Below are 26,829 nucleotides of genomic sequence, written 5' to 3' on the forward strand. Positions count from 1 at the left end.
CGCATGTTTAATATACTGATTATCGATGATGAACCTTGGTCCAGGCAGGTAGTGAGGGCGCTTGGGGAATGGGAACGGCTAGAAATGAACGTGATCGGCGAGGCGGAGGACGGTACGGAAGGCTTGAGACGGATAGAGGAACTGAAGCCGCACATCGTCATAACCGATATGCGGATGCCGGGACTTGATGGGGTAGGTCTTCTGAAAGCGATGAACGAACGATATCCGGCGCTTAAGATTATCGTTATGAGCGGTTACGATGATTTCATCTACCTGAAGCAGGCTATTCGTTCGCGCGCTGTGGAGTATTTGTTGAAGCCGATCGATCAAGGAGAGCTGAATGCCGCATTGGCTGAATGCGCTCAAGAGTTGAGACAGGTGAACAAGGGGGCGGGCCCTTCATGGAGAACGCCGTTCATATTCGCGGATGCGGCTACGCTTGAACAATATTTGGCTTACCGCCAGCGCGTATACGGATATTTGCTGGAACTGAACAAGCAGGCGGTGCTCGAGACATTGTCGAGGTTGGAGGAATTGTTGCATAGCTCTTCTGCGAATCGAGAAGAAGGGAACATCCTATCCAAAGTCGGGCATGATTTCATGCTGATGCTCGAGGAATTCACAACGGAGAACGAAGTGGACTTCAACAGCTTATGGAGCGATAGGAATGTTGCGCGAAATGCTTCGGTCGATTGGGGCTCCGTTTCCGAGGCTTTCCATGACATTAAGAAGCTGTACGAAGAGGCGGTAGACGCGATCGAAGCGAACCGGAGAAACCGCTTGCGGCTTGATATCGCGGAGGTTCAATCCCATATCGATCGTCATTATCAGGACCAGATATCGCTGGATACGGTTGCGCAGCGCTTTTTCGTCAGCAAGGAGCACTTAAGCCGGGTGTTCAAATCCCAGCAGGGCGAGAATCTTTCCGACTATATTATTCGCAAACGGATGGAGAAAGCGCGGGAGCTCATTGTTGAGCAGAAGATGGCGATTAAACATGTGGCGCAATTAACGGGTTATGCGGACGTTGCTTATTTTTACCGGGTATTCAAGAAGTTTTTCGGCCAGACGCCAGGCGATTTACGTAAAGAAGATTAAAGCGGCAATATCAATAAAGTGCAATAGCGGAAGCTAATATCCTGAAATGAAGCGGGAAACCGTCTCCCCTATACTGAAGATGCATTCAAATAAGAGGGGGTTACACCAAATGAAGAAAGCGCTTTATATGAGTCTTGTCCTTGTTCTTATGGTTTCGGTTATCTCGGCATGCAGCTCGAAAAATAACAATGAAACGAAACCTTCCGCCATTGCTTCGGAATCGGAATCGGCATCCGCATCCGCATCTGCAAGCGAGAGTGCCTCTCCGTCGGAAGTGAAAGCGGATACACCGCCGCAAAAAGTAGAGTTGAAAGTATTCATGAGCTTTCCGAGGTTCAAGGATCAATTCGAAAGCTACTTCGCTCAGTTCAAGGCGAAAGAGTTGGCGGGCAAAAATATCGACGTAACCATTAAGCTGGAAATGCCGAATCCCGATCAAGCGAAGCAAATTTTGCAAACGCGGCTTGCGTCCAACGATGCGCCGGATGTCTTTACGCTTCACGCCATTGCGGATATTCCGACGTATTACAAAGCCGGTTATTTGAGCGATCTGTCGGATCAGCCGTTCGTGCCGAAGGTGTACGAGAGCGTTAGGAAAACCGTCACCTACGACGGCAAAGTCGTGGCGTTGCCACTTGAAAGCTTGTCGTGGGGATATTTGTACAATAAGAAAATTTTCGCCGATCTAGGCATTACGCCACCCCAAACGATTGACGAGATGAACGCTGCGATCGATAAGATTAACGCGGCCAAAATAAAACCGTTTATGCTGGCCTTCCAGGAGTCCTGGATTCCGCAGCTCATGATGGCCTTATCGTTGGGCGGTACCGTCTCCTCCGCGCATCCCGATTGGATCGAGAAGATGAACAAAGGCGAAGCTTCCTATAAAGACGTCGCGAGCGTGTTCGATATAATCGACCTTATCATGGCTAACGGGACGAGCAAACCGTTCGAAGTCGGCAACGAAGCGGGTTCCACCGATTTCGCTAACGGCAAAGCCGCCATGTGGGTGCAAGGACCTTGGCAAGCGGAAACGATTCTGAAGGTGAACCCGAATATGGAATTCGGAGTGGCTCCGCTTCCCGTGAGCAACGATCCTGCCGGGGCGATGATCAACCTCGCCACTTCCACGTCTCTTGCGGTATCTCCGACTAGCAAGAACAAAGAAGTTGCGTTGGATCTGGTCAATTACGTTCTGGACGACAAAGATTCCGCGCCTCTGTTCGAGACTTTGAAATTCAATCCGGTTGCAACTATGCACACTTATGAGACGTTCCCTTGGATCACGGAAGCCAGCTCGTATGTGGCGAAAGGCAAAGCTTATCTGGATCTGTCATTGCCGAACGGCGTAACGGACGAAACGGCGAAGCTGCTGCAAAGCTACTACGCCAAAACCGTGTCGAAAGAGGAAATCATCAAGACGCTCGACAAAACATGGGCGAAGGCTATTAAAACCCAACAATAAGCATCCCGCTTGTATGGGCTGATCGGGAGTGATCTCAGATGCAATGGACGAAGAAGAGGAAGCAAACGATCACTCTGTTAGCCTTCGTATTCCCTGCTTTATTGTTCTACGCCGTGTTCATGCTCGCCCCCGCTTTCGGGGGGATCGGGTATAGCCTGACGGATTGGAACGGGCTGAATCCCACCTATCACTGGGTGGGATTCGCCAATTATACCGAAGCGCTGACGGATGATCCTTATTTTATAAAATCGATTTGGTTTACGCTGAGGTTCGTTGCGTTCATGGTCGTGCTGCAAAATGCGCTTGCCTTATTGCTCGCGGTATTCGTAGAATCGCGGGGGCGCAGCAAAGTATGGTTCCGGACGATATTTTTCATGCCGAATATGATCAGCATGATTATCGGCGGGTTTATGTGGCTGTTTATTTTCACGAAAGTTTTGTCCTATATAGCGGAACATTCCGGTTTTGGATTTCTGGATCAATCTTGGATCGGCGATCCCGATTTCTCATTCTACGCGATCATTATCGTCTCTTTATGGGGCGGCGTCGGCTTCTTGATGGTCATCTATATTGCGGCGATTCAGGGCGTGCCCCAGCCATTAAAGGAAGCGGCCGCAATCGACGGGGCGAATACGTTTCAAACGTTCCGGAACATTACTCTCCCGATGATATATCCCGCTTTAACGATAGGAATTTTCCTTACGCTTAACTCGTCGTTCAAGGCATTCGATGCCGTGTATGCGCTGACGGGCGGCGGACCGGGCAGGGCAACCCAAGTTATCGCGCTCAATATTTTCGAGGAAGCATTCAGTTTCAATTCGAGATACGGTTATGCCAGCGCCAAGGCCATGATCCTGTTCCTCATCGTCTTCCTCATCACCATCGTTCAACTGCGGTTTATGAAGAATAGAGAGGTGGAGGCATGAGTAACCCGGGTACCCGTGCGGGAGAGCGTCAGCTTGGACGCCGTGTCGGCTCGGCCTTCGTCTTCGTTATTTTGCTCATTGGCGCGATCTTTACGCTTTTCCCGATTTATATGGGTTTGTTAAATTCCTTGAAGACGGAAGGCAACATGCTGAGCAACATTTTGTCATTTCCTTCGCGGTTGGAATTCGGCAATTATGCGGATGCTTTCGAGAAAACCGACTTTATGCGCAGCCTGGGCAATACGTTGACCGTTGCCGCCGTCGGCTTGGCGGGTATTATACTGTTTGCGTCAATGGCGGGGTACAAGATGTCCCGAACGCCGGGCAGGGTCAGCGGGTTTCTGTTCGGGCTGTTCGTTCTGTCGATGCTCATTCCGTTTCATTCCATTATGATCACGCTAGTGAAAATCGCGAAGGAGTTGACCGTTCAAGGCTCGACGATCGGGCTTGGCCTTATGTATATCGGACTTGGCGTTCCGATGGCCATCTTCCTGTACCATGGTTTCGTCAAATCGATTCCGCGCGACTTGGACGAGGCGGCTGTAGTGGATGGGTGCGGGGAAATCCGCTTGTTCTTCGTTGTGATCTTTCCGTTGCTGCTTCCGGTAACCGCTACGATTGCGATTTTGAATTTGTTGTGGATGTGGAACGATTTTCTGTTTCCTCTATTGATGTTGACCGATTCCGACAGCTATACGCTGCTGCTTTCCACCAACATGCTTTTCGGGGAGTACAACAACGATTGGTCGGCTATATTGGCATCGCTCGTTATGGCTATGCTGCCTGTTATCGTGCTGTATATCGTGCTGCAGAAGTATATTTTGAACGGGATAGCGGACGGGGCGATTAAAGGCTGAATAGGTTTGGGGGAGGTTGAATTCCAATGTCTGTGCCGGAAAATAAGGAGCATGAAGTAACCGGCTTTCTTAGGGCGGAAGGACGAAAGCTGGTGAACGGAGAAGGCCGGGAAATCGTTCTTCGGGGAGTCGGCTTCGGCAGTTGGCTGCTCCCGGAAGGGTATATGTGGTGTTTCCCGGAGAAGGGAGACAGGCCGCGCCGCATCGAACGGATGATCGAGGAGTTGGTTGGCCGGGAGAAGGCGGAGAGGTTCTGGGAAATTTATTATGACCGATATATAGCGGAACCGGATATCGAGCGGATTGCCGAGGAAGGATTCAATTCCGTTCGGGTTCCTATTAATGCCAGATTCCTTTTAGAGGACGAAGAGCCTGTACGATATAAAGAGCGGCATCTGCAGCTTATAGACAAGGTTATCGATTGGTGCCGTAAATACCGACTATACGTTATTCTCGATTTGCATGGAGCGCCGGGCGGACAGACCGGAACGAATATCGACGATTCGGAGTTCGATCAGCCGGAATTGTTTACGGACGAAAGGAACCAGAGGATTACTGTCGACTTATGGGCCATGCTGGCGGATCGATACAAGGACGAATGGATCGTCGCGGGATATGATCTTCTGAATGAGCCGTTACCCGACTGGTTCGCCAAGTACAACGATCAGATTATGCCCCTCTACAAGGATATCGTGAAGGCAATCCGGGATGTGGACGATCGTCACATGATTATCCTTGAAGGTGCGCATTGGTCGACGGACTGGTCGATCTTCAATGAAGTAATCGACGATAACGTCATGCTTCAATTCCATAAATATTGGAACAACCCGGACACCGAGAGCATCCAGGTTTACTTGGACAAGCGCGAGGAATGGAACGTACCGATCTTCATGGGTGAAGGCGGCGAGAATAATAAAGAGTGGTATACCGGGGCATTCCGTATGTTCGAAGACCATGAAATTTCATGGAACTTCTGGACGTGGAAGAAAATGGACCGAAACAACTCGCCTTGCTCCATCATCATGCCGAACGGGTGGCAGCTGCTGGTGGATTATCTGGAAGGCGGCGTCAAGCCTGATGAGGCAACTGCGGCGCAGGTGTTGTGGGAGTATCTGGATAACCTTCCTATTGAGAAATGCGTTTATTATCCGGAAGTTGCAGGTGCGCTTCTTCGTAAGTGTCCCGTGCGGATTCCTGCTATTTTTTACGGATACAAGGGTGCAGGGGTAAGCTTTGGAATTTCGGAGCGCAGCGGGCGAAGCATCGGCTTTCGCGCGAACGACGGGACGGATATCCGGTTCATCGATAGCGAACGTACGGTTCCCAACTTCCAGCATGGACGAGGGGAACCTTGGCAATCGGATGAGAAGCTGTGCGTTCAACTGGCTCCGGGGGACTGGTTGGCATATGAATTTAATATTCCGGTAGGTTCTAATTTTGAATCTTCACTTTATTCGATAAGCATACGTTTATGCGCGGTGAACGGTAAAGCACGAATCGAAATTTCGGTGGATGGTGCCGCTACTAATGGATACGCGGATGCGAACGGCTGGTCATGGGAGAACGTTCGGTTTGAGGAAGGGATTCGGCTTCGGCCGGGGCTTCACCGGGTTAAGCTCGCTACGATAGAACATCCTGTCCGAATAGAATGGCTTGAAGTCGTTCCGACAAGCTTCATAGACTAACTAGACTGAAGGACGGCGCCAACCGATGGCGCTGTCCTTCGGCTTTATCATAGATTCTTGAAAAAGAAATCGATTTCAATTCTCTTAAGGAGGTGATTCGGAAAATTCAAGGTCGGAAGAAGCCGTCTGCAGGAAAGTTGGCAGTACCGTTTCACCGTTCATAAACCCATTTGGAGGAGGAATTATAATGACTAGGAAAAGATCAGGATTGCTTGCTTTGGTATTGACAGTTGTTCTAAGCGGATTGTTACTGGCGATTCCCCCGCGCGAAGTTGCTCATGCTGCCTTGGGATCGAGCGATTTCCTGAAAGCGAGCGGTACCGTGCTGAAGAACAATTCCGGTACCGGATCGATCGTTACGCTTCGCGGCACGAATCTGGGCGGCTGGCTGTCGATGGAGCAGTGGATGTCTCCGCTCGGCGAAGGAAACTTAAGCCGAAGCGGTTGGACGGCGACTGGATCAGGGAGCAGCGGATATAACAACGCATTGGATGGGAATTTAAGTACCAGTTGGACGGATGGAACGAATCAGACCGCTAATTCGAACTGGTTTAAATTAGATATGGGCGGCCAGAAGACGTTCGACCATCTCTCGATCGACGCGGGGACGTTTATTGGAGACTCTCCGGTTAGTCTGCTCATTCAGGTATCGTCCGACGGAACCAATTGGACGACCGTAAACGTGATCAAGGATAGCGGAACCGCTCAAGAGCTTCGTCTGACTTTGGATAACGTATATACGGCGCGCTACTTATTGCTTATTCAAACGGGCAGCAAAGCCAGTTGGTGGTCCATCGCCGAATTGAATGTTGCCCAAGCGGACGACTATAGCATGCGCACCGCTCTGTACAATCGTTTTGGAGTGAGCGCAACGGATACTTTGCTGGATGGTTATCAGAATACGTGGATCACGACCGCTGATCTGGATCATATCAGGGACATGGGCATGAACATGGTGCGAGTGCCTATCAGCTGGCAGGAGCTTGTCAATTCGGATGGCACTTGGAAAGCTGGAGCATTTACGCAGCTTGACTGGGTCGTCAGCGAAGCTTCAGCCAGAAATATGTACGTCTTGCTCGATCTGCACGTATTGCCAGGCGGCAATTGTCCCTGGGCCAGCTGCGGGCAAGCCGGGCAAAATCCGAACGGATTTTGGACGAACACGGCGAACCAAGACTTGGCCGTAAGCATATGGCAAGGAATAGCAACCCATTTTAACGGCAATCCGGCAGTTGCAGGATACGATCTCATGAATGAGCCACTGCTGAGTTACAATGAAACATCGACGGAGATCACGACCAAGAGCAACGTCTACGACCGTCTTTACGATGCGGTACGCGCGATCGATCCGGACCATACGATTTTTCTCGGCGCGTTTTTCGGCTTTGACAAGATCGCTGCGCCATCAACATATGGGTGGACGAACGTCGTGTACGAAATCCATCCGTACGATATGCCCAATTCGAAGGATTGGAACGCGCAAAATACGTTGATCATGAACGCGCTCAGCCAGCTGGGCCAATATCAGGAACAATGGAACGTACCGGTGTACGCCGGAGAGTATTCCTTTTATTTCTTCTATGACTTATGGTCCAAATGGATGTCGGGCTTGAACGCGTTAAATGCTTCATGGACCAACTGGACTTATAAGGTTACAGGCACCGTCTCGGAGGGCGGGGGCGCCAATTGGGGGTTCTATAATACGAATACGAACCCGGTTCCCGACATCAACAAGGAAACGACGACGTCGATCGCATCGAAATGGAGCCAATTCGGTACGGGCAACTTCCTAGCCAATTCGAATTTGATCAATACGGTAACGAAGTTCGCCGGCGGGCAGCAATGGATGGCTACAATCCCGCTTGATCAGACGGGTTGGACGGCATCCGCATCGGTGTCGGGGTCGGGCACCCCCGCGTCCAATGCCCTGGATTGGAACATCGGCACGCGCTGGAGTACGGGAGCAAATCAAGCAAACGGCCAATGGTTCCAAGTCAACATGGGATCGAGCAAGGTGTTCGACGAAATCTCGATCGAGACGGATGCGACCAACACGAACGATTACCCGGCAGGCTATCTCGTCCAGGTTTCTAATAATGGATCGACCTGGACGACCGTCGCGAGCGGGGCGGGTTTCGGCCATAAGATGGTCATTCCATTCGCGACTCAATACGCGCAATATATTCGGGTTACCCAAACCGGAACAAGTACGACGAACTGGTGGAACATTGCCGAGTTCCATGCTTTCTCCGAGCCGGCGCTTAATCGGACGGGGTGGACGGCGACCGCTTCTTCCACGGAGCCAGGCGGTGCGACGGCAGGAGCTTTGGACGGAAATGCGGGAACGCGATGGAGCAATGGCGCGGCCCAAGCCAACGGACAATGGTATCAAGTGGATATGGGGCAGAATCAGACATTCGATCGGGTTCTGATCGATGCGGGAGCTTCCGCCAGCGATTATCCGCGCGGCTATCAAGTTCAGGTTTCCACGGACGGAACGAGTTGGACGACGGTAAAAAGCGGTACCGGAAGCGGGGCGTCGATCGTGGCGGAATTTCCGGTTCAAGTGGCGCGTTATATGAAAATCATTCAAACCGGCAGTTCGACCAGTTGGTGGTCCATCTCTGAACTGAACGTATACGGGGAATTGGCTAAGAGTCGCACCGGATGGTCTGCCTCCGCCTCGTCGACGGAACCCGGCGGCTCCACGGCGAACGCCTTGGACGGCAATGCGGGTACGCGTTGGAGCGGCGGCGTCGGTCAAGCAAGCGGACAATGGTTCCAAATCGACCTTGGATCTTCCCAGTGGTTTAACCACATCGTGATGGACTCGGGATCGAGCACCGGAGATTACGCGAGGAAATACATCATTCAAGTATCGAGTAACGGAACGAGCTGGACAACGATTGCTAACGCGGAAGGATCCGGCCAAGTCGTTACGGCCAACTTCCCGATCACCGAAGCGCGCTACGTCAAGATTACATTAAAGGGAAGCTCGGGAAGCTGGTGGTCGATTTCCGAGATTAGACTGTTCGAATAAATCAGACAAAGTACCATCAATCCACGCAACTCTACGATTAACGAGCTTCTGTCAGTGCCCGCGGATTTGCTCCCGCGTTTGAACGGACATAGGGAGAAGTAACAGGATAAATAAGTTTTATCCTTACGATCTAGATAGAAAACCCGGACGAGGAAATCTCGGTCCGGGTTTTTGATTATTGCTGCTATTTCGAAAGTACGCTGCCTCCGAAGAGGAAACGCTGTTCCCAAGCCGTTCCGGCAAATTCGCCGACGTGCACTCCTCCGCTTTCATTGGAATACGTGTGAAGGATCTTGCCGTTGCCAAGATAAATCGCAACGTGCGTGATGCGCTCCGTTGACTTGTCGAACCTTTTATAATTTGCGGCGTTGGAGCCTTTATAAGACATGAAGAACATTAAGTCTCCACGTTTCAGGTTGTGCCAATCGGTTTCGGCCGTACCGTTGTCTTTAACGTATGCGCCTTGCTGACGAGAGTCGGCCGGAAGACTTATTCCAAGCGTCTCCTTGAATATCCAACGTACATAATCCGAGCAGTCAAAAGTTGTCGTATTGTTGCGATTGGAGCCGAACTCATAAGGCGTTCCCACATATTTCATGCCATCGGCGATGACCTTTTCTATAGAAGCGGAATTCGACCCATTATCGGTGCCTCCAACGGTCGTTCCACTATTCGTTCCTTCATTAGAGTTCCCGGAACTTGAATCATTATGATTCGTTCCAACGGCGGAAGAAGCAGCCGAAACAACCGGAACGGCATTAAAACCACTGACCAACAATGCTGCGGCAAGCAATCCCAATATATGTTTTTTCATGCTTCAACACCTCCGTTTAACGTATACCTATACGCTAACATAGGAGGAAAGAAGGAAAAACCCACAATTGTTCCCATACCCGCGAACCCTTGGTCTGAGCGGGAAAGGTCGCAGGGCGGTATGTATCCTCGACCACAGTCTAGGGATAAAAACATCCGCGAGTCCGTTATGCATAGAAGCGGATAGGTTTACAATAAGGTCATGAGTTAAACGAGTTACAGAAAAGAGGTGAAGCAAATGCGAAGCGGAAATGGGCTGGCACTGCTGCTGATCGGTTTCGGGGGATTAATCATTCTCGGTAAATTGGGCTTCGGACTTGGGTTTTTGTTCGGACTGCTCATACCGATCCTGATCATCCTGCTCGGAGTCGTGGCTTGGAAAAATGGAAACCGACTGCTCGGCGGAATTATAGCGGTAGTCGGGGGATTCATGCTCCTAGGCAAGTTGTCCTTCTTGTTCGTCTGGGCAGCGGCAATCGTACTGATCTTGTTCGGTATTTCGATGCTCGGCCGTAAAAATCCTAGCACAAGAATGTAACCTAATAAAGCAGCCGCAAGGGAACAAGGAGGTATAGAAATGAGTGTCGTAAAAAGAGTGCGCGATATGACGGTGGCTTCGTTAAACGATCGTCTCGAGAAAGCGGAAGATCCCGTCCGCGTCATTGATCAATTTCTATGGTCGACTCATCAAGAGATCGCCCAAAGCGAAGGACTTCACCGCCAGTACGCCGCTCATACTGAACATCTACATCGGCAATGGATAGAGGCCGAGCAATGGATGGTGAAGCGTGAGCAGCAAGCTCTAACAGCGCTGAAGGCAGGGGAAGAGAACGTAGCTAAGCTAGCGCTTCAGGACAAAGTCATCCATGAAGAGCGGTCGGAACGTTATCGTCAGTTATACGAACAGAGCAAGAGCGAATTAACCGATCTGGACCAACTGCTGCAAGAGCTTCGCAATGAGTATCGATCCGTCTATGACCGTCGGCAGTTTTACGTGGCAAGAATGGAGTCGCTTCGTCTTCAACAAAGATTGAACGCACGGTATGCTCCGGGAAACACGGATACATCCCAGATGTTCCGTAAGATAGACGATCGTCTGACCGACATCGAACTAGAAACACGCAGTTTGCGCGATCTTCGCCGAATGGGGCAAGAGACGTTATTGGAAGCCGGAACTGTCGTCAAAAACACGATCGAAAGAGAATTAGAGCAATTAAAACGCAAGCTGCAACAAGGAGGTTAAAGGAATGCGCAAATTATATCGTTCGTCGCGGGACCGCAAGTTATTCGGAGTATGCGGAGGATTAGCGGAATATTTGGGAGTCGATGCGACTTTGCTTCGCATTTTGCTAATCGTCGTTACCGTTTTCTCCGCAGGTTCCGTGATTATCGTCTATATCATCGCCGGATTCGTTATTCCCCGCGAGCCTCTATATGGGAGCGGTTTTGAAGCAAACCCGTTCGATCAAGGATGGAGAAATCCGGAGCAACCGCAATACGGCAACCAAGGCTGGCACCCCGGCTCTAATCATTTTCCGGGATCGGGCCCAAGTCAAGCTTCTTCCGGCGCTCCTCGTCCAGGACCTGCAGTATCCACGCCTCCCGCAACTGGGCGTTCATCTCAAGGAATAGATGCAATGATGGAGGATATTGAAAAGAAGTCGATGCAAAGAGAAATCGAAGAGTTGAAAGCCAGAATTACCAAATTCGAGAAGGAATCGAAAGGAGAATAACACAATGGGTGTATTCCAAAGAATGAAAGATCTGACAAAGGCGTCCGTACATGATTTGCTTGATAAATTAGAGGATCCAATCGTTATGCTTAATCAATATCTCCGCGATATGGAAACGGAAATTCATGATGCAGAAGTAACCGTGGCCAAGCAAATGGCGGCTGAACGCCGGATGAAGCAGCGTTTGGATGAAGTGATTAGGCTTGGGGTTGATCGCGAAGGGCAAGCGGAGCATTCCTTGCGTGCCGGCAATGAGGGCCTTGCTCGCAAATTGCTCGAGGAGAAAGTTCAGTTTGATCAACAAGCAGCGGAGTTGACTGGCCTTCACGGTCAAGCAAGCGCGCAAGTTAATGAATTAACCATGCAGTTGCATGAAATGAAGGAAGAGTATTACAAGCTTCGCAACAAACGCAACGAGCTGGCGGCACGCACGCAGATGGCTAAAGCCCGCAAGCAAATGGCGCAAATCAGCTCGCTTCATACGATCGAGAGCGGTACGGCTTCCCGCGGGTTCCACCGTATGGAAGAAAAAATTCTTCAAATGGAAGCGGAAGCGGATGTCGTCCGGATCCCCGGTTCACCTTATGGCGGTGCCCCGGCCCGGATTGATCCGGAAAAATCGTTCCGCGTAGAGCAAGAGCTTGAAGCGTTGAGAAGCCGTGTTCAGCCTGAAGCAACCAAAGAGTAATAGACAAGCATTCTCGCATGTCATAAGATATGCTATGATGTCAGGAAGCAAGTTGAGGTTGATATATAAGTCCAAGCCATAACGGATCCCGATCCGTTATGGCTTTAACTTCGAATGAAGATCAGGGCAGCAGGAGGTGTAACCCGACATGAAATGGTCCAACAATGCGATACTTTTTATAGCAGCCGGAATTTACCTCGCGCTTGGTAGCGTGGCGGGTTACGCAACGGTTAATGCAGTTGTCCTCCTGCTTCTCGGTATCGAACGTTATCGGGGAGATCGGTCCCGAATATCTATTATCGTTATTGCCATAAGCACCTTGGTTCTGATCATTAATCAGTTCGCCTTATTTGCGGTAGTCGTGCTTGTATCTCTCGGCACTTATTATTTCCGGGCGCGGCCGCCGGCTTTCGGCACCTACGTCAACAAACATAAAGTATTTCTAAACATGAGGCTTGACGAACAGTCTTGGGTGCTCCATTCGATGAGCTTCTGGCATGCGATCGGAGAAATTCGGATGGATATGTCATTAGCGGTGCCGGAGGACAAAGAGACGACGATCGTGCTGCAAGGATTGGTCGGGGACCTCGATTTGATCGTGCCTGACGATTACGGGCTTCAAGTCGAGGCATCGGTGCTTCTTGGACAAATTTCGTTCAAACAGATGAAGGAAGGCGGGATGTTCCACCGCTTATCCTGGAGGTCGCCGAATTACGAGGACTGCGAGCAGAAGCTGAAACTTCAATTGTTCTATCTCGTAGGAGATATCAAAATACGTACCGTTTAAAAACATTCGCGAGGAGGGAGTCGCATGGAGTCCCGCAAAGTCACCAATATGGTTTGGCGTCACATGGGCGAGGCCGTGCTCTACTCCCTCGGGGTTGGCGCGCTTGTCGTTTACTTATTAATAAGATATGGGCTGGCGGAATCTTTCCTCTCTTGGGGAAAGGTCATATCCTACTCCCTTACAGCAATTGGCGTGCTTACCGTAACCGGAGCCGCTTACGGGTTCTGGCGCAGCTATCCGATCAGGCACCGACTGGAATTGTTAAGGGATACGATGTTGATGTTGGAAAAAGGAAACCCAAACTTGCCGTTACCGGATTTAGGCAAAGACGAGATTGGCCGGTTAGGCGAACAGCTTGGCAAGCTTGGCCGCAAGTGGGAGGATCAGGTGACTTCCTTGCAACGGTTGTCCACGAACAATGCCGAGCTTGCTGCCAAGGCCCGAATGAGCGCGGTTGTGGAAGAGCGTCAACGGCTTGCTCGCGAATTGCACGATGCCGTCAGCCAGCAGCTATTCGCCATCTCCATGACGGCTACAGCCGTCGGGCGCACGTTGGATCATGATTTCGAACGCGCCCGCCGCCAAGTAGAATTGATCGAAGAGATGGCTTCCGTTGCGCAATCCGAGATGAGGGCGCTCTTGCTTCATCTGCGCCCCGTTCATCTGGAGGGCAAACGATTGGTCCAAGCGATTCCGGAGCTGGTCGAGGAAATGAAGACCAAAGTACCGGTGGATATCGCGCTCGATATGGATGAAGACTTGCCGCTGAATAAAGGCGTGGAGAACCATCTTTTCCGCATCGTGCAGGAAGCCCTGTCCAATACCCTCCGCCATTCAAAAGCCACGAAGATGGATATCGTGCTTCAACGTCGCGGGGATACCGTGCGGCTCGGGATTAGAGACAATGGGATAGGTTTTGATACCCAAGTTAAAAAACAAGCCTCTTACGGCATGACGAATATGGAAGAGCGCGTGAACGAACTCGGCGGATCTTTGAATATCGCCAGCGCTCCCGGCAAAGGAACGCGAATTGAAATCAGAGTGCCCTTGATGGCGGAAGGCGGTTAAAGGATGGCGGAAAACTCTATGATCCGGGTTTTATTGGTCGATGATCACGAGATGGTTAGAATCGGGCTGGCAGCTGTTCTCAATACGGAAGAAGGCATTGAAGTAGTAGGGGAAGCGGGAAACGGGTTGGAAGGCCTTCGCCTTGCTCGCGAGTATTCTCCCGACGTGGTGTTAATGGATTTGGTGATGGATGGAATGGATGGCATCGAAACGACACGGCGTCTTATGGAAGAAATGCCGGAATGCCGGGTTATCGTACTTACCAGCTTCTTGGATGACGAGAAAATGTATCCCGTTATCGAAGCCGGAGCATTCAGCTACTTATTGAAAACCTCCCGAGCTTCCGAAATCGCCGATGCCATTCGCGCAGCTGCGCGGGGCCAATCCGTGCTCGAATCCCAGGTCGCCTCCAAGATGATGAACCGCTTCCGGCGCCCGCAGCAAGTAGCCTCGCAGCCGCACGAGGATTTGACCGAACGGGAGATGGAAGTACTGAAGCTGATCGCCCTCGGGAAGTCGAATCAGGAAATTGCCGACGACCTGTTCATCGGGATCAAAACGGTCAAATATCATTTAACGAACTTGTTCGGCAAGCTGAGCGTGGAAGATCGAACGCAGGCAGCTATTTACGCCCACCGCAACGGATTGGCGGATTAGTTTAGCCACAGTATACCTGTTTTAAAGCGCAATAACCGCTCTAATAGGGGAGAGAGGGATGACAGCTTTGGCGGTATTTAACTCCATAGAAGGTCCAAAGCTCAGTGTACCCCAGTAAGCGGAAGTCGAATTCTGTTGCTCCTCTTGGTGTATGTTCTCTTCCGTTTGGATTTTCGCTTTGCGGCCGCGCTTTACCGGACGTTGGGTGCGTTCACCGTTCAGAACGATCGACGTGGGACTACAAGAAGTCAGGATGCCGGTGTACCGCGTATCGTCGTTCATAATCACACATACGGCACGGCCGCATAAGGGAAGAAGAGATTCCTCATTTGCTTCAAACAAAGAGTCGAACATCGCGTTTTTGCCTCCTACAATAATGAATTTGAAGTAGTGTATTCACCCGGGGACAAACGTGTACGGGCGTTTGCCTATAAGGGGTTAAAGACGGTTATAAACATGGTATTGTCCTTTTAATTGTGCTAAACTACAGTACATGAGATTTGACAAAATCAGATCATCTAATCCCGCACATAAGAAAGATGAGGACCATGACGGACAACAAAAACGAGTCTATTTCCGCTCATGAAGCGGTCTATTTCATTTTCGGAGCCACGGGCGATTTGGCCCGCCGTAAATTATTTCCGGCACTATACAGCTTGTATCGCGAAGGAAAGCTAGGGGAACGTTTTGCGATCGTTGGCTTGGCTCGGCGACCGCGTACCAACGCTCAATTTCGCGATGACGTATACGAGTCGATTCAAGAGTTTTGCCGTTATAAGTCGAGCGAGATCGAAGCTTGGAATTCGTTCGTCGAACATTTTACATATCAATCGCTCGATATCGGGAATGTGGATGCTTTTAGACAATTAAAAGCCCATACCGAAGAGCTGGAAACGAATTATCAAATTCCGGGTAACCGTTTGTTTTATTTGGCGCTGGCTCCGGAACTATTCGGAAACGTCTCCCGCAACCTTCGCGACGGAGGAATGCTGGAAAGCGCCGGCTGGCATAGACTCGTTATCGAGAAGCCTTTCGGTTACGATTACCCGTCCGCAGAACGTTTGAACGAAGAGATCCGGCACGTATTCCGCGAGGATGAAGTGTTCCGCATCGATCATTACCTGGGTAAGGAAATGGTTCAAAATATAGAAGTGATCCGCCTGTCTAATGCTTTCTTCGAGCCGTTATGGAACAATAACCATATCGCCAATGTTCAAATTACGCTGGCGGAGACGGTCGGCGTTGAAGAACGGGGTGCCTATTACAACAAGTCCGGAGCATTGCGCGATATGGTACAGAACCATATGCTGCAGATGTTGACGATGATCGCAATGGAGCCGCCGAGCCGACTGGATCCGGAAGATATTCGGGATGAGAAAGTTAAAGTGCTGCGTTCCATTCGCAATCTCGTATCGGGTGAAGAGGTCCGCGAGAACATCGTAAGAGGCCAGTATTCGCAAGGGTTGTCGAAGGGCAAAGAGTTAAAGGGCTACCGCGAGGAAGATTCCGTAGATCCTGCTTCCGTAACCGAAACTTTTTTCTCCGCCCGTTTATTCGTGGACAACTTCCGCTGGGCCGGCGTTCCGTTTTATGTTCGTACCGGCAAACGTTTGCCGGTCAAATCAACGGAAATCGTCATCGAATTCAAGAACGTGCCCAATAACGTTCTGTTCGCCAGACGTCAGGAATTACTGCCGAACTTGCTTGTAATACGCGTGAATCCGATGGAAGGCATCTACATTAAGTTTAATGCCAAGAAACCGGGCAACGATATGACCGTCCAGCCGGTGGCCATGGAATTCTGCCAAAGCTGCCAGATCGGATTAAACACTCCGGAAGCTTACGAACGGCTGATCTTCGATGCCGCTCGCGGCGATCATACTTATTTCACGCGCTGGGATGAACTTGCCGTCGCATGGAAGCTGATAGATCCGATCGCGTCGGCTTGGAGAGAAGACTCGAGCGATCTGCAGTTTTATCCGGCTGGTTCATGGGGACCGGAGAAAACGGAGGAGCTTCTGAAGCGAGAAGGTTTCCATTGGTGGCCCGTGAACGGTCAAGATGAAGACAACGTGATTTGGGTGACTAATACAGGCAAATAGCTCACTGAGAAATGGAGGGCGGCTTAATGGGTAAAATATTCGATATTAGTATGACGATCGAAGAAAGCATGCAAGTATGGAAAAACTACGAGCATAAGAAACCTAAAATAACGAACGTTCAGAATCATGACGAAGGTAAGCCTCATGAAAGTCTGCTGACGATGAATGTTCATACGGGTACGCATGTGGATGCGCCGCTGCATATGCTTGCGGGCGGGGCAACGATTGAATCGATTCCGCTCGAGCGTTTAGTAGGCCCGGCACGGGTACTTGATTTAACTCATCTGAAGGGTTTCATCACCAAGGAGGACTTGGTTCCATTCGCGATTCAACGCGGGGAGAGGCTGTTGTTCAAAACAACCAGCTCTTTAAGCGAAGATTTCGATATGGAATTCGTATTTCTGCGGGATGACGGCGCTCAGTATTTAGCGGACATTGGCGTTGGATTGGTCGCTACGGACGCGCTCGGCATCGAACGCGCCCAACCGGAATATCCGACTCATCGCATGCTTATGCGCAACGATGTTATCATTGTCGAGGGCTTGCGGTTAAAAGAGGTAAATGCGGGCAATTATACATTGGTCATCGCTCCTCTGAAAATGACGGGTATCGATGCTTCTCCGGCACGTGCGTTTCTTATTGGAGATTAATACGATTGCAAAGTAAGTTATGCAGGGACCATGCCTTAGTTGGCGTGGTCCCTTTTCGATTTATATGTCATGGAGCTTCATGCTATAATATATCATACGCCGATACGGAAGCACCGATAGAGCGTGGGTATTGCCCACTAACCCTTAGAAGGAGCGAAAGTATTGGCTAATTACCGATTGAAACCGAAAAACGATTTCATATTTGGGCGTTTGTTTGGAGAAGAGGAGTCGAAAGAAAGCCTCATTGCCCTGCTAAATGCCATTTTGCGTCAGGAAAAGCAAGAACAGATCGTAGATCTTACGGTCATTGAGAACAAACAACTAAAGAAGATAATGTTCGATGAAAAAACCGGCAGGCTCGATATTCGGGCTGATCTAGCGAGCGGTGAACAAATTAACATCGAGATGCAAGTAGTTAACCAATATAATATGATTAAAAGAACATTGTTTTATTTGACCAAACTATTTGTTGATTCGATCAAAGTCGGAGAGCCAGGAGCTGATGGTGTTGGATCCAGTTATTTCGAAGACGGAAGAGAAATTGGAGTTGCTAAGCAGCAATAAATTTATTCGTGAGTTAGCTGAAGCGAGAGGACATGCAATAAGCGATTGGGTTTCGTCAATGGAAGGCAGTCGGATTGAGGGAGAAACCAAATGAGAAGCCAAAGGAAAAGCAGAGATCGCAGCAAAACTGTTGCAAAAGGGAATGGAACCATCATTTATTTCGGAAGTTACGGGGTTGTCTGTACATGAGATTAACCTTCTAGCACAAACGGATTCCGAATAATATAATTTAAGTTCTGCACAAAGGAACCTCATGGTTCCTTTTATTTTTGGCTTTACAACGTAACAGTGTTATGTTACATTGTCTGTGGAGGGATGATGATGGAGCGGGATTTGATATCGAAGAAGGAACTGCTAGATGAGAAAGGCATTTCATACGGTCAGTTGTACCGATGGAAGAGAAAGCAGCTTATTCCTGAGGAATGGTTCATTAGAAAGTCCACTTTTACGGGGCAGGAAACGTTTTTTCCTAAAGATTTAATATTAGCCCGTATCGATAAAATCATGAATATGAAAGACGATCTGTCGCTTGATGAGCTTGCGGGTAAGCTTTCCCCTTTGTTGCCGGACTATGAAATGCGAAAAATCGACTTAATGAAACGAAACATTGTTTCGAGTGTAGTCTTACAGCGGTTTGCGAGCGGGGATTCCGACAAAGTGGTCTACAGCTTCGAGTTTTTGCTTTATTTCTATGTAGTCGACAAGCTGCTGCAAGCGGGAGAGATGAGCATGGAGGAGGGCGAGCAGTTACTCCAGACGATGCGAGAGCATTTTCCCAAGTTCAATGGCAAGCCCTGTGATCTTGTTTTTATACGCAAGATGGGCGTATCCTCCTTTGCATTGATTTCAGTCCCTGCCGAATTTTACTTTGAGAGCGGAGTTAAGCTTATTGCGCGTTTGTCCGTAACCGAGTGCATTGAACAATTAAAAGGAAAATTGGTGTAGGAGGAGAAGAGGATGGACCAATCTATAAAGCCTGATTTAGTTATTAACGGTGTCAGCAGCGCGTGGGGCGGCGAATACGGCAAGGTGAAGATTGACGGTGTCGGTACCGTTCAAAGCAACATAAGTTCGGTGACGTTCGACGCGAACGGAATGACGAAGATTAAAGGTGACTTGATTTCGGAAGAGTTGGATAGCGATGGCTTAATGAAAGTAGAAGGTCATCTTTCCGCAGGGAAGTCGATTATCGATGGTCATATGACTGTGAAGGGTTCACTGAGAGGAGAGCAGCTTAAGTTGAACGGAGTTCTTAACGTCGGCGGGGATTGCGAGATTGAAGTTTTCGACGCGGAAGGCGCCTTTGTCGTTAAAGGATTGTTGAATGCCGGCAGGATGAACGTGAGGCTACACGGTAGAGGCAAAGCTAGGGAGATCGGAGTTGAATTCATTCAAGTCCGGCAAGCGTCCAAGAGCGCATGGAGTAGGTTATGGCGTTGGATGCTGCCCAAGTTTACGCCGGAGCTTCATGCCGTTGCCATTGAAGGGGACGATATCGATTTGGAGTATACGGAGGCGGACGTTGTGAGGGGAAATCGGGTAATAATCGGTAAAGGCTGCAACATCGGCAAGGTTGAATATCGATCTGAGCTCAAGGTACATCCGAGCGCTAAAGTAGGGAAAGGGGTGAAGACAGGTGGCTGAGGAATTTAGACGGGATCTGAAAATGGTAGGAGAGACAACGTCAGCGGGCGGAAAGTTCCGCAATGTTAAGATAATGGGGGAATCCGTGCTCTCAGGAGATGTTGATTGCATCAAGCTATCTTGTACGGGCGAGATCACTGTCAATGGAGGCTTAAGGGCTCTTGAATTGAAACTCACGGGCGAATGCGATGTGAAGGGAATTGTTCACGCTGTGAAAATCGGCGGCAGGGGTGAGTTAGACGTATTATCCGGCATTCGGGCAGAAGATATTAAATTTACCGGCAATGTCAAAACTAAAGGCGATTGCGAAGCCGCCTCGTTCGAGGTGTTCGGAGCTTTTCAAATTGATGGTTTGCTAAGTGCCGAGAAGCTGGAGGTCAGCATGTACGGACCTTGTGTAGCACGTGAAATAGGCGGGGGTACTCTCCGTTTCAAGAGAAGCAAGGCAACGGTATTCAAAAGGTTAATAAACTCCGAGGATGTTGCGGCTCTGAGCGCACAATCGATTGAGGGCGACGTGGTAGATCTGGAGCATACAAGCGCAAGCTTAGTGCGAGGCAATAACGTGAAGATCGGGTCGGGCTGTGAAATCGACCGCGTGGAATATCGGGATACGCTGGACATTCACAAGAGCGCGATCGTTAAGGAAAAAATAAAAATATAGATAGGGTGTGTATTTGAAGTGAAACAACCGCACAAAAGCAATTTAGGTATTGTCATTGCGGGTTTGCTGCTTGGTATTCTGATGGCATCGATGGACAATACAATCGTTGCTACCGCGATGGGGAATATCGTGGGAGAGCTAGGGGGATTGGACCAATTCGTATGGGTTACCTCCGCATACATGGTAGCAGAAATGGCAGGGATGCCGATATTCGGAAAACTATCGGATATGTACGGCAGGAAAAAGTTTTTCGTATTCGGCATTATCGTATTTATGCTCGGGTCAGTTTTATGCGGAACAGCTCATTCCATAACCGAGCTGGCCATGTACCGCGCGATTCAAGGTATCGGGGGCGGCGCGCTCGTGCCGATCGCGTTTACGATCATGTTCGATGCGGTTCCGTTGGAAACCCGAGGCAAGCTTGGAGGTCTCTTCGGGGCGGTGTTCGGTTTATCCAGTATTTTCGGTCCGCTTCTTGGCGCCTATATAACAGACCATATCAGGTGGGAATGGATATTTTACATTAACTTGCCTTTGGGTATTCTGGCCTTTATAATGATCGCGTTTTTCTACAAAGAATCGCATGAGCATTCCAAACAGCCTATCGACTGGGTAGGGGCTTTTACTCTAGTTGGCGCAGTTGTCAGCCTCATGTTCGCGCTGGAGTTTGGCGGAAAAAAATACGATTGGGATTCTGCCATGATCTTGGGTCTGTTCGCCGCATTCGTGGTGCTGGCGATTTCCTTCCTGATTACGGAGAAGCGTGTAGAGGAGCCCATTATCTCGTACAGCTTATTCAAGAACAGATTGTATGCGACGAGTATTCTATGCGCGTTGTTTAGCGGCGCTGCGTTCATAGTCGCCTCCGTATATATTCCTATCTTCATTCAGGGGGTACTGGGAGGATCGGCAACCAACTCGGGGCTTGTGCTGCTGCCGATGATGGTGGGAACGGTCGTAACGGCTACATTGGGCGGTTTTCTGATGACGAAGTTTCCGTACCGGAACATCATGATTCCGACTCTATTCATATTGGCCGCAGGAACGGCGCTAGTGGCGACGCTTAATTCCGATTCCACGCGATTGATCGTTACTTTGTACATGATTCTGATCGGCCTCGGAATCGGAGCATCGTTCTCCGTATTAGGCAACGCGGCCATTCATGGCCTGTCGGCACGGCAGCGCGGATCTGCGAGCGCTACGCTGAACTTTATCCGCTCGCTCGGGATGACAATCGGTATTACCACCTTCGGAATTCTCCAGAGCCATCTATTCACGAATAAGCTGACGAACTTCTTCGGTTCGGGCGGCGGCGGGGCCAAGCTGCCGGAAGGACTCGACATCAAAGATCCCCACTCGTTGCTTACACCGGAATCACGGGCCAATATCCCGCATGAAATTCTGGATCCCATTACGAAAATGCTCTCTTCATCGATCGTATACACGTTCGCGTGGGCGATTATTCCGGCCGTACTTGCGCTGCTTGTCGCATTTTTCATGGGAAGCAAGAAGCTCGATGCGACAGCCGAGTCTGAGGAATATGCAGCAGGGCATTAAGGTGAATCATTTCGTCGTTCATATTTAGTTCATAAATGAAACGTATGGTTACACCTGAAGCAGTTCAAGAATAAAGGTTGGAAGGTGTAACTATGTTAGAAAAAGGAAACAACAAGACGCTCGTGCTGACCGGTTTGATGATCGGCCTAATCTTCGCGGAGCTCGATGAGACGGTCGTATCGACCGCTATGCCGACGATTATCCGCGAGCTTCACGGGTTGTCGCTCTACGGTTGGGTTGCCGGTGTCTACATGCTGGCGGTTACGATGTTTATGCCCATTCTAGGAAAGTTGGCTGACTTGTACGGACGTAAACGCATATATTTAAGCTGCATGGCGCTGTTTATCGCTGGGTCTATCGTAAGCGGACTTGCACCATCGATGACGTGGCTGCTGATCGGGCGGGGTATCCAAGGCATCGGTGCCGGAGGATTAATGCCTCTTGCTCTTGTTATTATCGGTGACACTTATCCGTTAGAGCAACGAGCCAAAATTCAAAGTTTATTCGGACCGCTGATGATCCTCCCCCAGCTTCTGGGGCCGACGGTTGGCGGATATATTGTCGGCAACATAGACTGGCACTGGGTATTCCTGATTAATATTCCCGTAGGCGTTCTCGCGGCAGCCGTGCTTGCCAAGGGGATGAGGGAAACGAAAGGTGTGGAGAAAAGGACGATCGACTGGTCAGGTGCTTTTACGCTTGTTCTTGGGTTATTGTCATTACTCTTGGCTCCGGTACTTATCGATAATCAAGGATTCAGTTGGTCTTCGCCAATCATAATCGGTCTTTTGGCTCTATCGGTCCTGCTGTTCGCGCTTCTCATCCGTATCGAGATGAAGGCTAAGGAACCGTTCATACCGCTGCATCTGTTTCGAAACCGTAATGTTGTCGTGTTATCCTTGCTCGTATTACTTTAATGCTTGGCATTATGGGCGGAATCGCTTCGTTTCCGTTTTTTGCCCAGAACGTAATGGGACTCACGCCGACGGTATCCGGGTACTTAATGCTCGCGTTTATGGCAGGCGCCATCCCTTCAAGCATCCTGAACGGATTCCTAATAACGAGGATTGCCTACCGTAATTTGTTCATCGTTTCCTTTGTCCTGCCCATTATCGGTTTTGTTCTTCTTTCTCGGATTGATATCTCTACGACTGTCCTGTATATCATCATTAGCTTCTTTATTCTAGGCCTCGGATTAGGGGCGTTATTCGGCGGAGACAATCTCATCGTGCAAGAATCCGTGGATAAGGAACACAGCGGGATTGCGTTATCGACCGTTCAATTGTTCCAAGCGCTTGGGGCTACGATTGGACTGAGCATCTTTGGCAGCTTGCTGGCGAAAAATATCGGAGGCGGCGTCGAACACCTGAAGAGCCAGCTTCCTCCGGGAGCAGCCGATCATATTGAAACCGGCGGCATCCCGCCCTGGCTTTCGCCCGATTTGCTAACCAAAGTTCAAGTCGCATTTGCCGATGCCTTTCAGAACATTTTTACGATTTCGTTAATATTTGTGATCATAGCTTTCGTTATTTGCTGGTTCCTGAAAAAATAAGTGCTCTCCAAAAAAGAGCCGGAATCAGCCTCTGCCTCAGCTTCCGTCTCAGCGTAGCGGCATCAAAGTCTTACATCCATAGCCATACCATTCAAATCTCCGCCTTCCTTCTGAAAGGAAGCGCGGAGGTTTTCGGTTGTTTGTGCTATAATGGAAACTGTTATTTTATCAAGGAAGGGAACATCAACGGATGAGCCAGAAAACGACCGATGAATTACGGCAAGAGGTTTCCAAACGCCGTACTTTCGCTATAATATCTCACCCCGATGCGGGGAAAACAACGTTAACGGAGAAGCTGCTCCTATATGGGGGCGCGATCCATATCGCCGGCTCCGTCAAAGCACGCAAAGCGGCGCGTCACGCGACGAGCGACTGGATGGAAATCGAGAAGCAGCGGGGAATTTCGGTTACTTCCTCGGTCATGCAGTTTCAGTACGAGGGGAAGCAAGTGAATATTTTGGATACCCCTGGTCACCAAGATTTCTCGGAAGATACTTATCGGACTTTAACGGCTGCGGATAGCGCGGTTATGCTCATCGACGTTGCCAAAGGCGTTGAAGCGCAGACGATCAAGCTTTTCCAAGTTTGCAGCAAACGAGGAATTCCAATCTTCACCTTCATTAATAAGCTTGACCGGGAAGGGCAAAATCCGTTCGAGCTGCTGGAAGAGATTGAGCGTGTGCTCGGAATCCGTTCGGTTCCGATGAATTGGCCGATCGGCATGGGCCGGGAGCTATGCGGCGTCTACGACCGGATGAAAAATCAAGTGGAGCTGTTCCAAGGCAAAGACCACTCCAGCATCGAGGTTCGCAAAACGTCCGACTATCACGATCCCATTATCCGCGAGATGGCCGGCGATTATTTAGCCGATCAATTGGCGCAAGACTTGGAGCTGCTCGATGTAGCAGGGGATGCTTTCGATTATGAGAAAGTGCGCACCGGTCAACTTACTCCCGTATTTTTCGGAAGCGCGGTTAACAACTTCGGAGTGCAGACATTCCTGGAGAATTTTCTCGAGTTAGCCCCGCAGCCAACCGAACGTAAAAGCACGGAGGGTTTGGTCGATCCGGACGACGAGAAATTTTCCGGTTATATATTCAAAATTCAGGCCAACATGAATCCTGCTCACCGCGACCGCATCGCATTCCTTCGGATTTGCTCCGGCAAGTTCCAAAGGGGAATGAGCGTACGCCATGTTCGGGCTGGCAAAGAAATCAAGCTGTCACAGCCGCAGCAATTTCTGGCGCAAGACCGCGATATCGTCGAAACGGCTTACCCGGGGGATATTATCGGACTGTTCGATCCCGGAATTTTCCGAATCGGAGACAGCCTTAGCGAAGGGCGCGACATCGTATTCGACGAGCTGCCAACGTTCTCGCCAGAAATTTTCTCCAAAGTGTCGATCAAGAACGCGCTTAAGCAGAAGCAATATTTGAAGGGCCTTGATCAGTTGACCGAAGAGGGCATGGTTCAGGTGTTCCGTTCAGTAGGGGCTTTCGAGGACACTTATTTGGGCGTTGTCGGGCAGCTGCAATTCGAAGTGTTCGAATATCGGATGAAGAATGAATACGGCGTCGATATCCAATTGTTCCGGACGCAGTTTCAATTCGCCCGCTGGATCGTCGGGGACAAAGTGGATCCCTCCAAGTTCCGTATCAATTCCATCCTCGTTAAAGACAAAAACAATGTCGACGTCGCGCTGTTCGAGAACGAATACGCCATGAGAACCGCGATGGAACGGATGCCGGACGTGAAGTTCCTGGAAGTCGCGCCATAATAGTTAGTGCTAAGCTCGTCGCCAGTGCGTTGGCGGCGGGCTTTTGTTGTATGTTGCGTGCAGGAATTGTAAAATGGGAAGAAACTTATTGGAAGAAGGCCGATTGTCGTGGCAAACCGTTTAATGATAAAGGACGGGTCGATCGTCCTCCCGGATGGCGTAATCCATGCCGATTTGCTTGTAGAAAACGGAGTCATTGCGGACATAAATTCAAGATCCGGAACTTGGCATAACCGAACGCATTCGGATGTCGACCTTCAGATCATTGACGCCAAGGGGGCATGGGTGCTTCCCGGACTTATCGATATTCATTGCGATGCCATTGAAAAGGAAGTGGAGCCTCGCCCCAATACGCTTTTTCCGATGGACATGGCCTTTCTGCAATTCGAACGGAAGCTTGCGGGACACGGAATTACGACGATGCTTCATTCCTTATCGCTTGGAGTGGGGTTAAGCCTGAGAGGGGAGCATTTGGTCGCGGATATGGTTGACCTGATTGTCTCCATGCGTCGGGAAAGATCGATGATTCGTCACGGCGTTCATCTTAGGTACGAGGTTTCGCATTTGACCGGATTTGATTTGGCTCAGAGGTTTATTTCGGACGGCTTGCTCGACTATTTGTCGCTAATGGACCATGCTCCCGGACAAGGGCAGTATCACCGTCCAGGTGCTTTTGAGCGATATGTCATGAAAAATCAAGGTGTCGGCTTGGACGAGGTTTCCCGAATCGTCGAGGAATTAGAAGGGAGAAGAAGCCGGGTGGATTGGAGCAAGCTGAAGTCGCTAACTTCCGAAGCCCGCAGCCGCGGAATCGCCGTCGCCTCTCACGACGACGATAGTACTGCGGCCGTAAACCGTTCCCTTGATTTCGGCGCTACGGTATCGGAGTTTCCGCTTAGCTTAGAAACCGCGACTTATGCCGATAGCAGAGGAATGGACGTATGCGTAGGCGCTCCCAATATCGTTCGGGGGGGTTCCCATGACGGCAATTTAAGAGCGGTTGAAGCTATCCAGAACGGAGTGGCAGACATCCTTTGTTCCGATTATCATCCCGCCTCGTTGCTCCATGCGATTTTCACATTGGAGACGGAAGGGATTTCGCTTCCAAAGGCGGTAGCAATGGCTTCTCTCAACCCCGCGAGAGCGATAGGGCGTAACGAGAAGTTCGGCTCAATCGAGCTTGGCAAACGGGCTGATATGATCGTCGTAAGGAAGCTTCGAAACAATCCGGTCGTCCAATACACGATCGTCGATGGAACGCTTGTCCATGCCGTGAAGGATTTCGTTTAGGCTTGTTGCGCGTTTAAATGTTTATGGAGCGTAGTAACCATCTTTTTTCGTGCTGCATCCGTACTGTCGTTCCATATCATTTCGAATAATACGCCTAATCCGGGTAATGCCATTTCTTCGTTGCCGATCGAGCCTTCAATAATTTCCTTAAGCTCATCGTTGTCCTTGCCTTGAACTCGCTGATTAATCGCTTGCCGTAAGTTTATTTCCAC

Annotated in this window: 28 protein-coding genes; 25 read left to right on the top strand and 3 right to left on the bottom strand. The window is 50.0% G+C overall.

The window, feature by feature from the left end:
* The first annotated feature begins 3 nt into the window (after positions 1 to 3).
* The 6 genes from K7P76_RS18855 to K7P76_RS18880 all read left to right on the top strand — a co-directional run bounded on the left by K7P76_RS18855 (position 4) and on the right by K7P76_RS18880 (position 9,071).
* Positions 4 to 1,098, top strand: coding sequence for a response regulator (locus K7P76_RS18855; RefSeq protein ID WP_232186855.1), 1,095 nt, complete (start codon positions 4 to 6; stop codon positions 1,096 to 1,098).
* A 109-nt stretch (positions 1,099 to 1,207) separates the two neighbouring features.
* The gene (locus K7P76_RS18860) at positions 1,208 to 2,563 is read left to right on the top strand and encodes an ABC transporter substrate-binding protein (RefSeq protein ID WP_232186856.1); all 1,356 of its coding nucleotides are present in this window, start codon (positions 1,208 to 1,210) and stop codon (positions 2,561 to 2,563) included.
* 38 nt (positions 2,564 to 2,601) lie between these two features.
* A complete protein-coding gene (locus K7P76_RS18865; RefSeq protein WP_232186857.1) occupies positions 2,602 to 3,489 on the top strand; it encodes a carbohydrate ABC transporter permease in 888 nt (295 codons plus the stop codon).
* Complete coding sequence (locus K7P76_RS18870; RefSeq protein ID WP_232186858.1) at positions 3,486 to 4,346, top strand: carbohydrate ABC transporter permease; 861 nt, start codon at positions 3,486 to 3,488, stop codon at positions 4,344 to 4,346. Before K7P76_RS18865 ends, K7P76_RS18870 begins: the two co-directional genes overlap by 4 nt.
* A gap of 26 nt (positions 4,347 to 4,372) precedes the next feature.
* Positions 4,373 to 6,031, top strand: coding sequence for a cellulase family glycosylhydrolase (locus K7P76_RS18875; protein WP_232186859.1), 1,659 nt, complete (start codon positions 4,373 to 4,375; stop codon positions 6,029 to 6,031).
* A gap of 187 nt (positions 6,032 to 6,218) precedes the next feature.
* Positions 6,219 to 9,071, top strand: a complete 2,853-nt coding sequence (locus K7P76_RS18880) for a discoidin domain-containing protein (RefSeq protein WP_232186860.1) — start codon at positions 6,219 to 6,221, stop codon at positions 9,069 to 9,071.
* Positions 9,072 to 9,255: 184 nt separating this feature from the next.
* Here the strand turns inward: K7P76_RS18880 and K7P76_RS18885 are convergent, their stop codons facing one another.
* Positions 9,256 to 9,885, bottom strand: coding sequence for a C40 family peptidase (locus tag K7P76_RS18885; protein WP_309244776.1), 630 nt, complete (start codon positions 9,883 to 9,885; stop codon positions 9,256 to 9,258).
* A gap of 237 nt (positions 9,886 to 10,122) precedes the next feature.
* Between K7P76_RS18885 and K7P76_RS18890 the strand changes: the two genes are divergently transcribed.
* The 7 genes from K7P76_RS18890 to K7P76_RS18920 all read left to right on the top strand — a co-directional run bounded on the left by K7P76_RS18890 (position 10,123) and on the right by K7P76_RS18920 (position 14,817).
* Positions 10,123 to 10,422 carry a LiaF transmembrane domain-containing protein gene (locus K7P76_RS18890; protein WP_232186861.1) on the top strand — a complete coding sequence of 100 codons (300 nt, stop codon included), beginning with the start codon at positions 10,123 to 10,125 and terminating at the stop codon, positions 10,420 to 10,422.
* Positions 10,423 to 10,461: 39 nt separating this feature from the next.
* Positions 10,462 to 11,127: a PspA/IM30 family protein gene (locus K7P76_RS18895; protein WP_232186862.1), complete on the top strand. Its 666-nt coding sequence runs from the start codon at positions 10,462 to 10,464 to the stop codon at positions 11,125 to 11,127.
* A gap of 4 nt (positions 11,128 to 11,131) precedes the next feature.
* A complete protein-coding gene (locus tag K7P76_RS18900) occupies positions 11,132 to 11,617 on the top strand; it encodes a PspC domain-containing protein (RefSeq protein ID WP_232186863.1) in 486 nt (161 codons plus the stop codon).
* A 4-nt stretch (positions 11,618 to 11,621) separates the two neighbouring features.
* Positions 11,622 to 12,305 carry a PspA/IM30 family protein gene (locus K7P76_RS18905; protein ID WP_232186864.1) on the top strand — a complete coding sequence of 228 codons (684 nt, stop codon included), beginning with the start codon at positions 11,622 to 11,624 and terminating at the stop codon, positions 12,303 to 12,305.
* A gap of 148 nt (positions 12,306 to 12,453) precedes the next feature.
* Positions 12,454 to 13,092: a cell wall-active antibiotics response protein LiaF gene (gene liaF / locus K7P76_RS18910; protein ID WP_232186865.1), complete on the top strand. Its 639-nt coding sequence runs from the start codon at positions 12,454 to 12,456 to the stop codon at positions 13,090 to 13,092.
* Positions 13,093 to 13,116: 24 nt separating this feature from the next.
* Complete coding sequence (locus K7P76_RS18915) at positions 13,117 to 14,160, top strand: sensor histidine kinase (protein ID WP_232186866.1); 1,044 nt, start codon at positions 13,117 to 13,119, stop codon at positions 14,158 to 14,160.
* Between the two features lie 3 nt (positions 14,161 to 14,163).
* A complete protein-coding gene (locus K7P76_RS18920; RefSeq protein WP_304518412.1) occupies positions 14,164 to 14,817 on the top strand; it encodes a response regulator in 654 nt (217 codons plus the stop codon).
* A gap of 21 nt (positions 14,818 to 14,838) precedes the next feature.
* On the opposite strand, the gene K7P76_RS18925 is transcribed toward K7P76_RS18920, so the two are convergent.
* The gene (locus tag K7P76_RS18925) at positions 14,839 to 15,171 is read right to left on the bottom strand and encodes a hypothetical protein (protein ID WP_232186867.1); all 333 of its coding nucleotides are present in this window, start codon (positions 15,169 to 15,171) and stop codon (positions 14,839 to 14,841) included.
* A gap of 194 nt (positions 15,172 to 15,365) precedes the next feature.
* On the opposite strand from K7P76_RS18925, the gene zwf reads away from it, so the two are divergent.
* The 12 genes from zwf to K7P76_RS18980 all read left to right on the top strand — a co-directional run bounded on the left by zwf (position 15,366) and on the right by K7P76_RS18980 (position 26,617).
* A complete protein-coding gene (zwf, locus tag K7P76_RS18930; RefSeq protein WP_232186868.1) occupies positions 15,366 to 16,919 on the top strand; it encodes a glucose-6-phosphate dehydrogenase in 1,554 nt (517 codons plus the stop codon).
* Positions 16,920 to 16,945: 26 nt separating this feature from the next.
* The gene (locus K7P76_RS18935) at positions 16,946 to 17,569 is read left to right on the top strand and encodes a cyclase family protein (RefSeq protein ID WP_232186869.1); all 624 of its coding nucleotides are present in this window, start codon (positions 16,946 to 16,948) and stop codon (positions 17,567 to 17,569) included.
* A gap of 162 nt (positions 17,570 to 17,731) precedes the next feature.
* Positions 17,732 to 18,133, top strand: a complete 402-nt coding sequence (locus K7P76_RS18940) for an Rpn family recombination-promoting nuclease/putative transposase (protein ID WP_232186870.1) — start codon at positions 17,732 to 17,734, stop codon at positions 18,131 to 18,133.
* A gap of 115 nt (positions 18,134 to 18,248) precedes the next feature.
* Positions 18,249 to 18,356 carry an Rpn/YhgA-type helix-turn-helix domain-containing protein gene (locus tag K7P76_RS33860; RefSeq protein WP_490166410.1) on the top strand — a complete coding sequence of 36 codons (108 nt, stop codon included), beginning with the start codon at positions 18,249 to 18,251 and terminating at the stop codon, positions 18,354 to 18,356.
* A gap of 98 nt (positions 18,357 to 18,454) precedes the next feature.
* On the top strand, positions 18,455 to 19,078 hold the full coding sequence (locus K7P76_RS18945) for a YhbD family protein (RefSeq protein WP_232186871.1): 624 nt from the start codon (positions 18,455 to 18,457) through the stop codon (positions 19,076 to 19,078).
* Positions 19,079 to 19,090: 12 nt separating this feature from the next.
* Positions 19,091 to 19,777 carry a hypothetical protein gene (locus K7P76_RS18950; RefSeq protein ID WP_232186872.1) on the top strand — a complete coding sequence of 229 codons (687 nt, stop codon included), beginning with the start codon at positions 19,091 to 19,093 and terminating at the stop codon, positions 19,775 to 19,777.
* On the top strand, positions 19,770 to 20,441 hold the full coding sequence (locus K7P76_RS18955; protein ID WP_232186873.1) for a hypothetical protein: 672 nt from the start codon (positions 19,770 to 19,772) through the stop codon (positions 20,439 to 20,441). Before K7P76_RS18950 ends, K7P76_RS18955 begins: the two co-directional genes overlap by 8 nt.
* Positions 20,442 to 20,459: 18 nt before the next feature.
* A complete protein-coding gene (locus tag K7P76_RS18960) occupies positions 20,460 to 21,998 on the top strand; it encodes an MDR family MFS transporter (protein ID WP_309244777.1) in 1,539 nt (512 codons plus the stop codon).
* Positions 21,999 to 22,090: 92 nt separating this feature from the next.
* The gene (locus K7P76_RS18965) at positions 22,091 to 22,915 is read left to right on the top strand and encodes an MFS transporter (protein WP_232186874.1); all 825 of its coding nucleotides are present in this window, start codon (positions 22,091 to 22,093) and stop codon (positions 22,913 to 22,915) included.
* Complete coding sequence (locus K7P76_RS18970; protein WP_232186875.1) at positions 22,915 to 23,550, top strand: MFS transporter; 636 nt, start codon at positions 22,915 to 22,917, stop codon at positions 23,548 to 23,550. The genes K7P76_RS18965 and K7P76_RS18970 overlap by 1 nt, the downstream gene beginning before the upstream one ends.
* A 190-nt stretch (positions 23,551 to 23,740) precedes the next feature.
* A complete protein-coding gene (locus tag K7P76_RS18975) occupies positions 23,741 to 25,327 on the top strand; it encodes a peptide chain release factor 3 (protein WP_232186876.1) in 1,587 nt (528 codons plus the stop codon).
* A gap of 108 nt (positions 25,328 to 25,435) precedes the next feature.
* Complete coding sequence (locus K7P76_RS18980) at positions 25,436 to 26,617, top strand: alpha-D-ribose 1-methylphosphonate 5-triphosphate diphosphatase (protein ID WP_232186877.1); 1,182 nt, start codon at positions 25,436 to 25,438, stop codon at positions 26,615 to 26,617.
* On the opposite strand, the gene sspI is transcribed toward K7P76_RS18980, so the two are convergent.
* Positions 26,614 to 26,829, bottom strand: coding sequence for a small acid-soluble spore protein SspI (sspI, locus tag K7P76_RS18985; protein WP_232186878.1), 216 nt, complete (start codon positions 26,827 to 26,829; stop codon positions 26,614 to 26,616). The two genes, K7P76_RS18980 and sspI, sit on opposite strands and share 4 nt — an antisense overlap.

The organism is Cohnella silvisoli (assembly GCF_021190915.1).
GTDB classification, from domain to species: Bacteria; Bacillota; Bacilli; order Paenibacillales; family Paenibacillaceae; genus Cohnella; species Cohnella silvisoli.

Coding starts and splice junctions, on each gene's coding strand:
- K7P76_RS18855 (WP_232186855.1), top strand. CDS start 4: ATGTTTAATATACTGATTATCGATGATGAACCTTGGTCCAGGCAGGTA.
- K7P76_RS18860 (WP_232186856.1), top strand. CDS start 1,208: ATGAAGAAAGCGCTTTATATGAGTCTTGTCCTTGTTCTTATGGTTTCG.
- K7P76_RS18865 (WP_232186857.1), top strand. CDS start 2,602: ATGCAATGGACGAAGAAGAGGAAGCAAACGATCACTCTGTTAGCCTTC.
- K7P76_RS18870 (WP_232186858.1), top strand. CDS start 3,486: ATGAGTAACCCGGGTACCCGTGCGGGAGAGCGTCAGCTTGGACGCCGT.
- K7P76_RS18875 (WP_232186859.1), top strand. CDS start 4,373: ATGTCTGTGCCGGAAAATAAGGAGCATGAAGTAACCGGCTTTCTTAGG.
- K7P76_RS18880 (WP_232186860.1), top strand. CDS start 6,219: ATGACTAGGAAAAGATCAGGATTGCTTGCTTTGGTATTGACAGTTGTT.
- K7P76_RS18885 (WP_309244776.1), bottom strand. CDS start 9,885: ATGAAAAAACATATATTGGGATTGCTTGCCGCAGCATTGTTGGTCAGT.
- K7P76_RS18890 (WP_232186861.1), top strand. CDS start 10,123: ATGCGAAGCGGAAATGGGCTGGCACTGCTGCTGATCGGTTTCGGGGGA.
- K7P76_RS18895 (WP_232186862.1), top strand. CDS start 10,462: ATGAGTGTCGTAAAAAGAGTGCGCGATATGACGGTGGCTTCGTTAAAC.
- K7P76_RS18900 (WP_232186863.1), top strand. CDS start 11,132: ATGCGCAAATTATATCGTTCGTCGCGGGACCGCAAGTTATTCGGAGTA.
- K7P76_RS18905 (WP_232186864.1), top strand. CDS start 11,622: ATGGGTGTATTCCAAAGAATGAAAGATCTGACAAAGGCGTCCGTACAT.
- liaF (WP_232186865.1), top strand. CDS start 12,454: ATGAAATGGTCCAACAATGCGATACTTTTTATAGCAGCCGGAATTTAC.
- K7P76_RS18915 (WP_232186866.1), top strand. CDS start 13,117: ATGGAGTCCCGCAAAGTCACCAATATGGTTTGGCGTCACATGGGCGAG.
- K7P76_RS18920 (WP_304518412.1), top strand. CDS start 14,164: ATGGCGGAAAACTCTATGATCCGGGTTTTATTGGTCGATGATCACGAG.
- K7P76_RS18925 (WP_232186867.1), bottom strand. CDS start 15,171: ATGTTCGACTCTTTGTTTGAAGCAAATGAGGAATCTCTTCTTCCCTTA.
- zwf (WP_232186868.1), top strand. CDS start 15,366: ATGACGGACAACAAAAACGAGTCTATTTCCGCTCATGAAGCGGTCTAT.
- K7P76_RS18935 (WP_232186869.1), top strand. CDS start 16,946: ATGGGTAAAATATTCGATATTAGTATGACGATCGAAGAAAGCATGCAA.
- K7P76_RS18945 (WP_232186871.1), top strand. CDS start 18,455: ATGGAGCGGGATTTGATATCGAAGAAGGAACTGCTAGATGAGAAAGGC.
- K7P76_RS18950 (WP_232186872.1), top strand. CDS start 19,091: ATGGACCAATCTATAAAGCCTGATTTAGTTATTAACGGTGTCAGCAGC.
- K7P76_RS18965 (WP_232186874.1), top strand. CDS start 22,091: ATGTTAGAAAAAGGAAACAACAAGACGCTCGTGCTGACCGGTTTGATG.
- K7P76_RS18970 (WP_232186875.1), top strand. CDS start 22,915: ATGCTTGGCATTATGGGCGGAATCGCTTCGTTTCCGTTTTTTGCCCAG.
- K7P76_RS18975 (WP_232186876.1), top strand. CDS start 23,741: ATGAGCCAGAAAACGACCGATGAATTACGGCAAGAGGTTTCCAAACGC.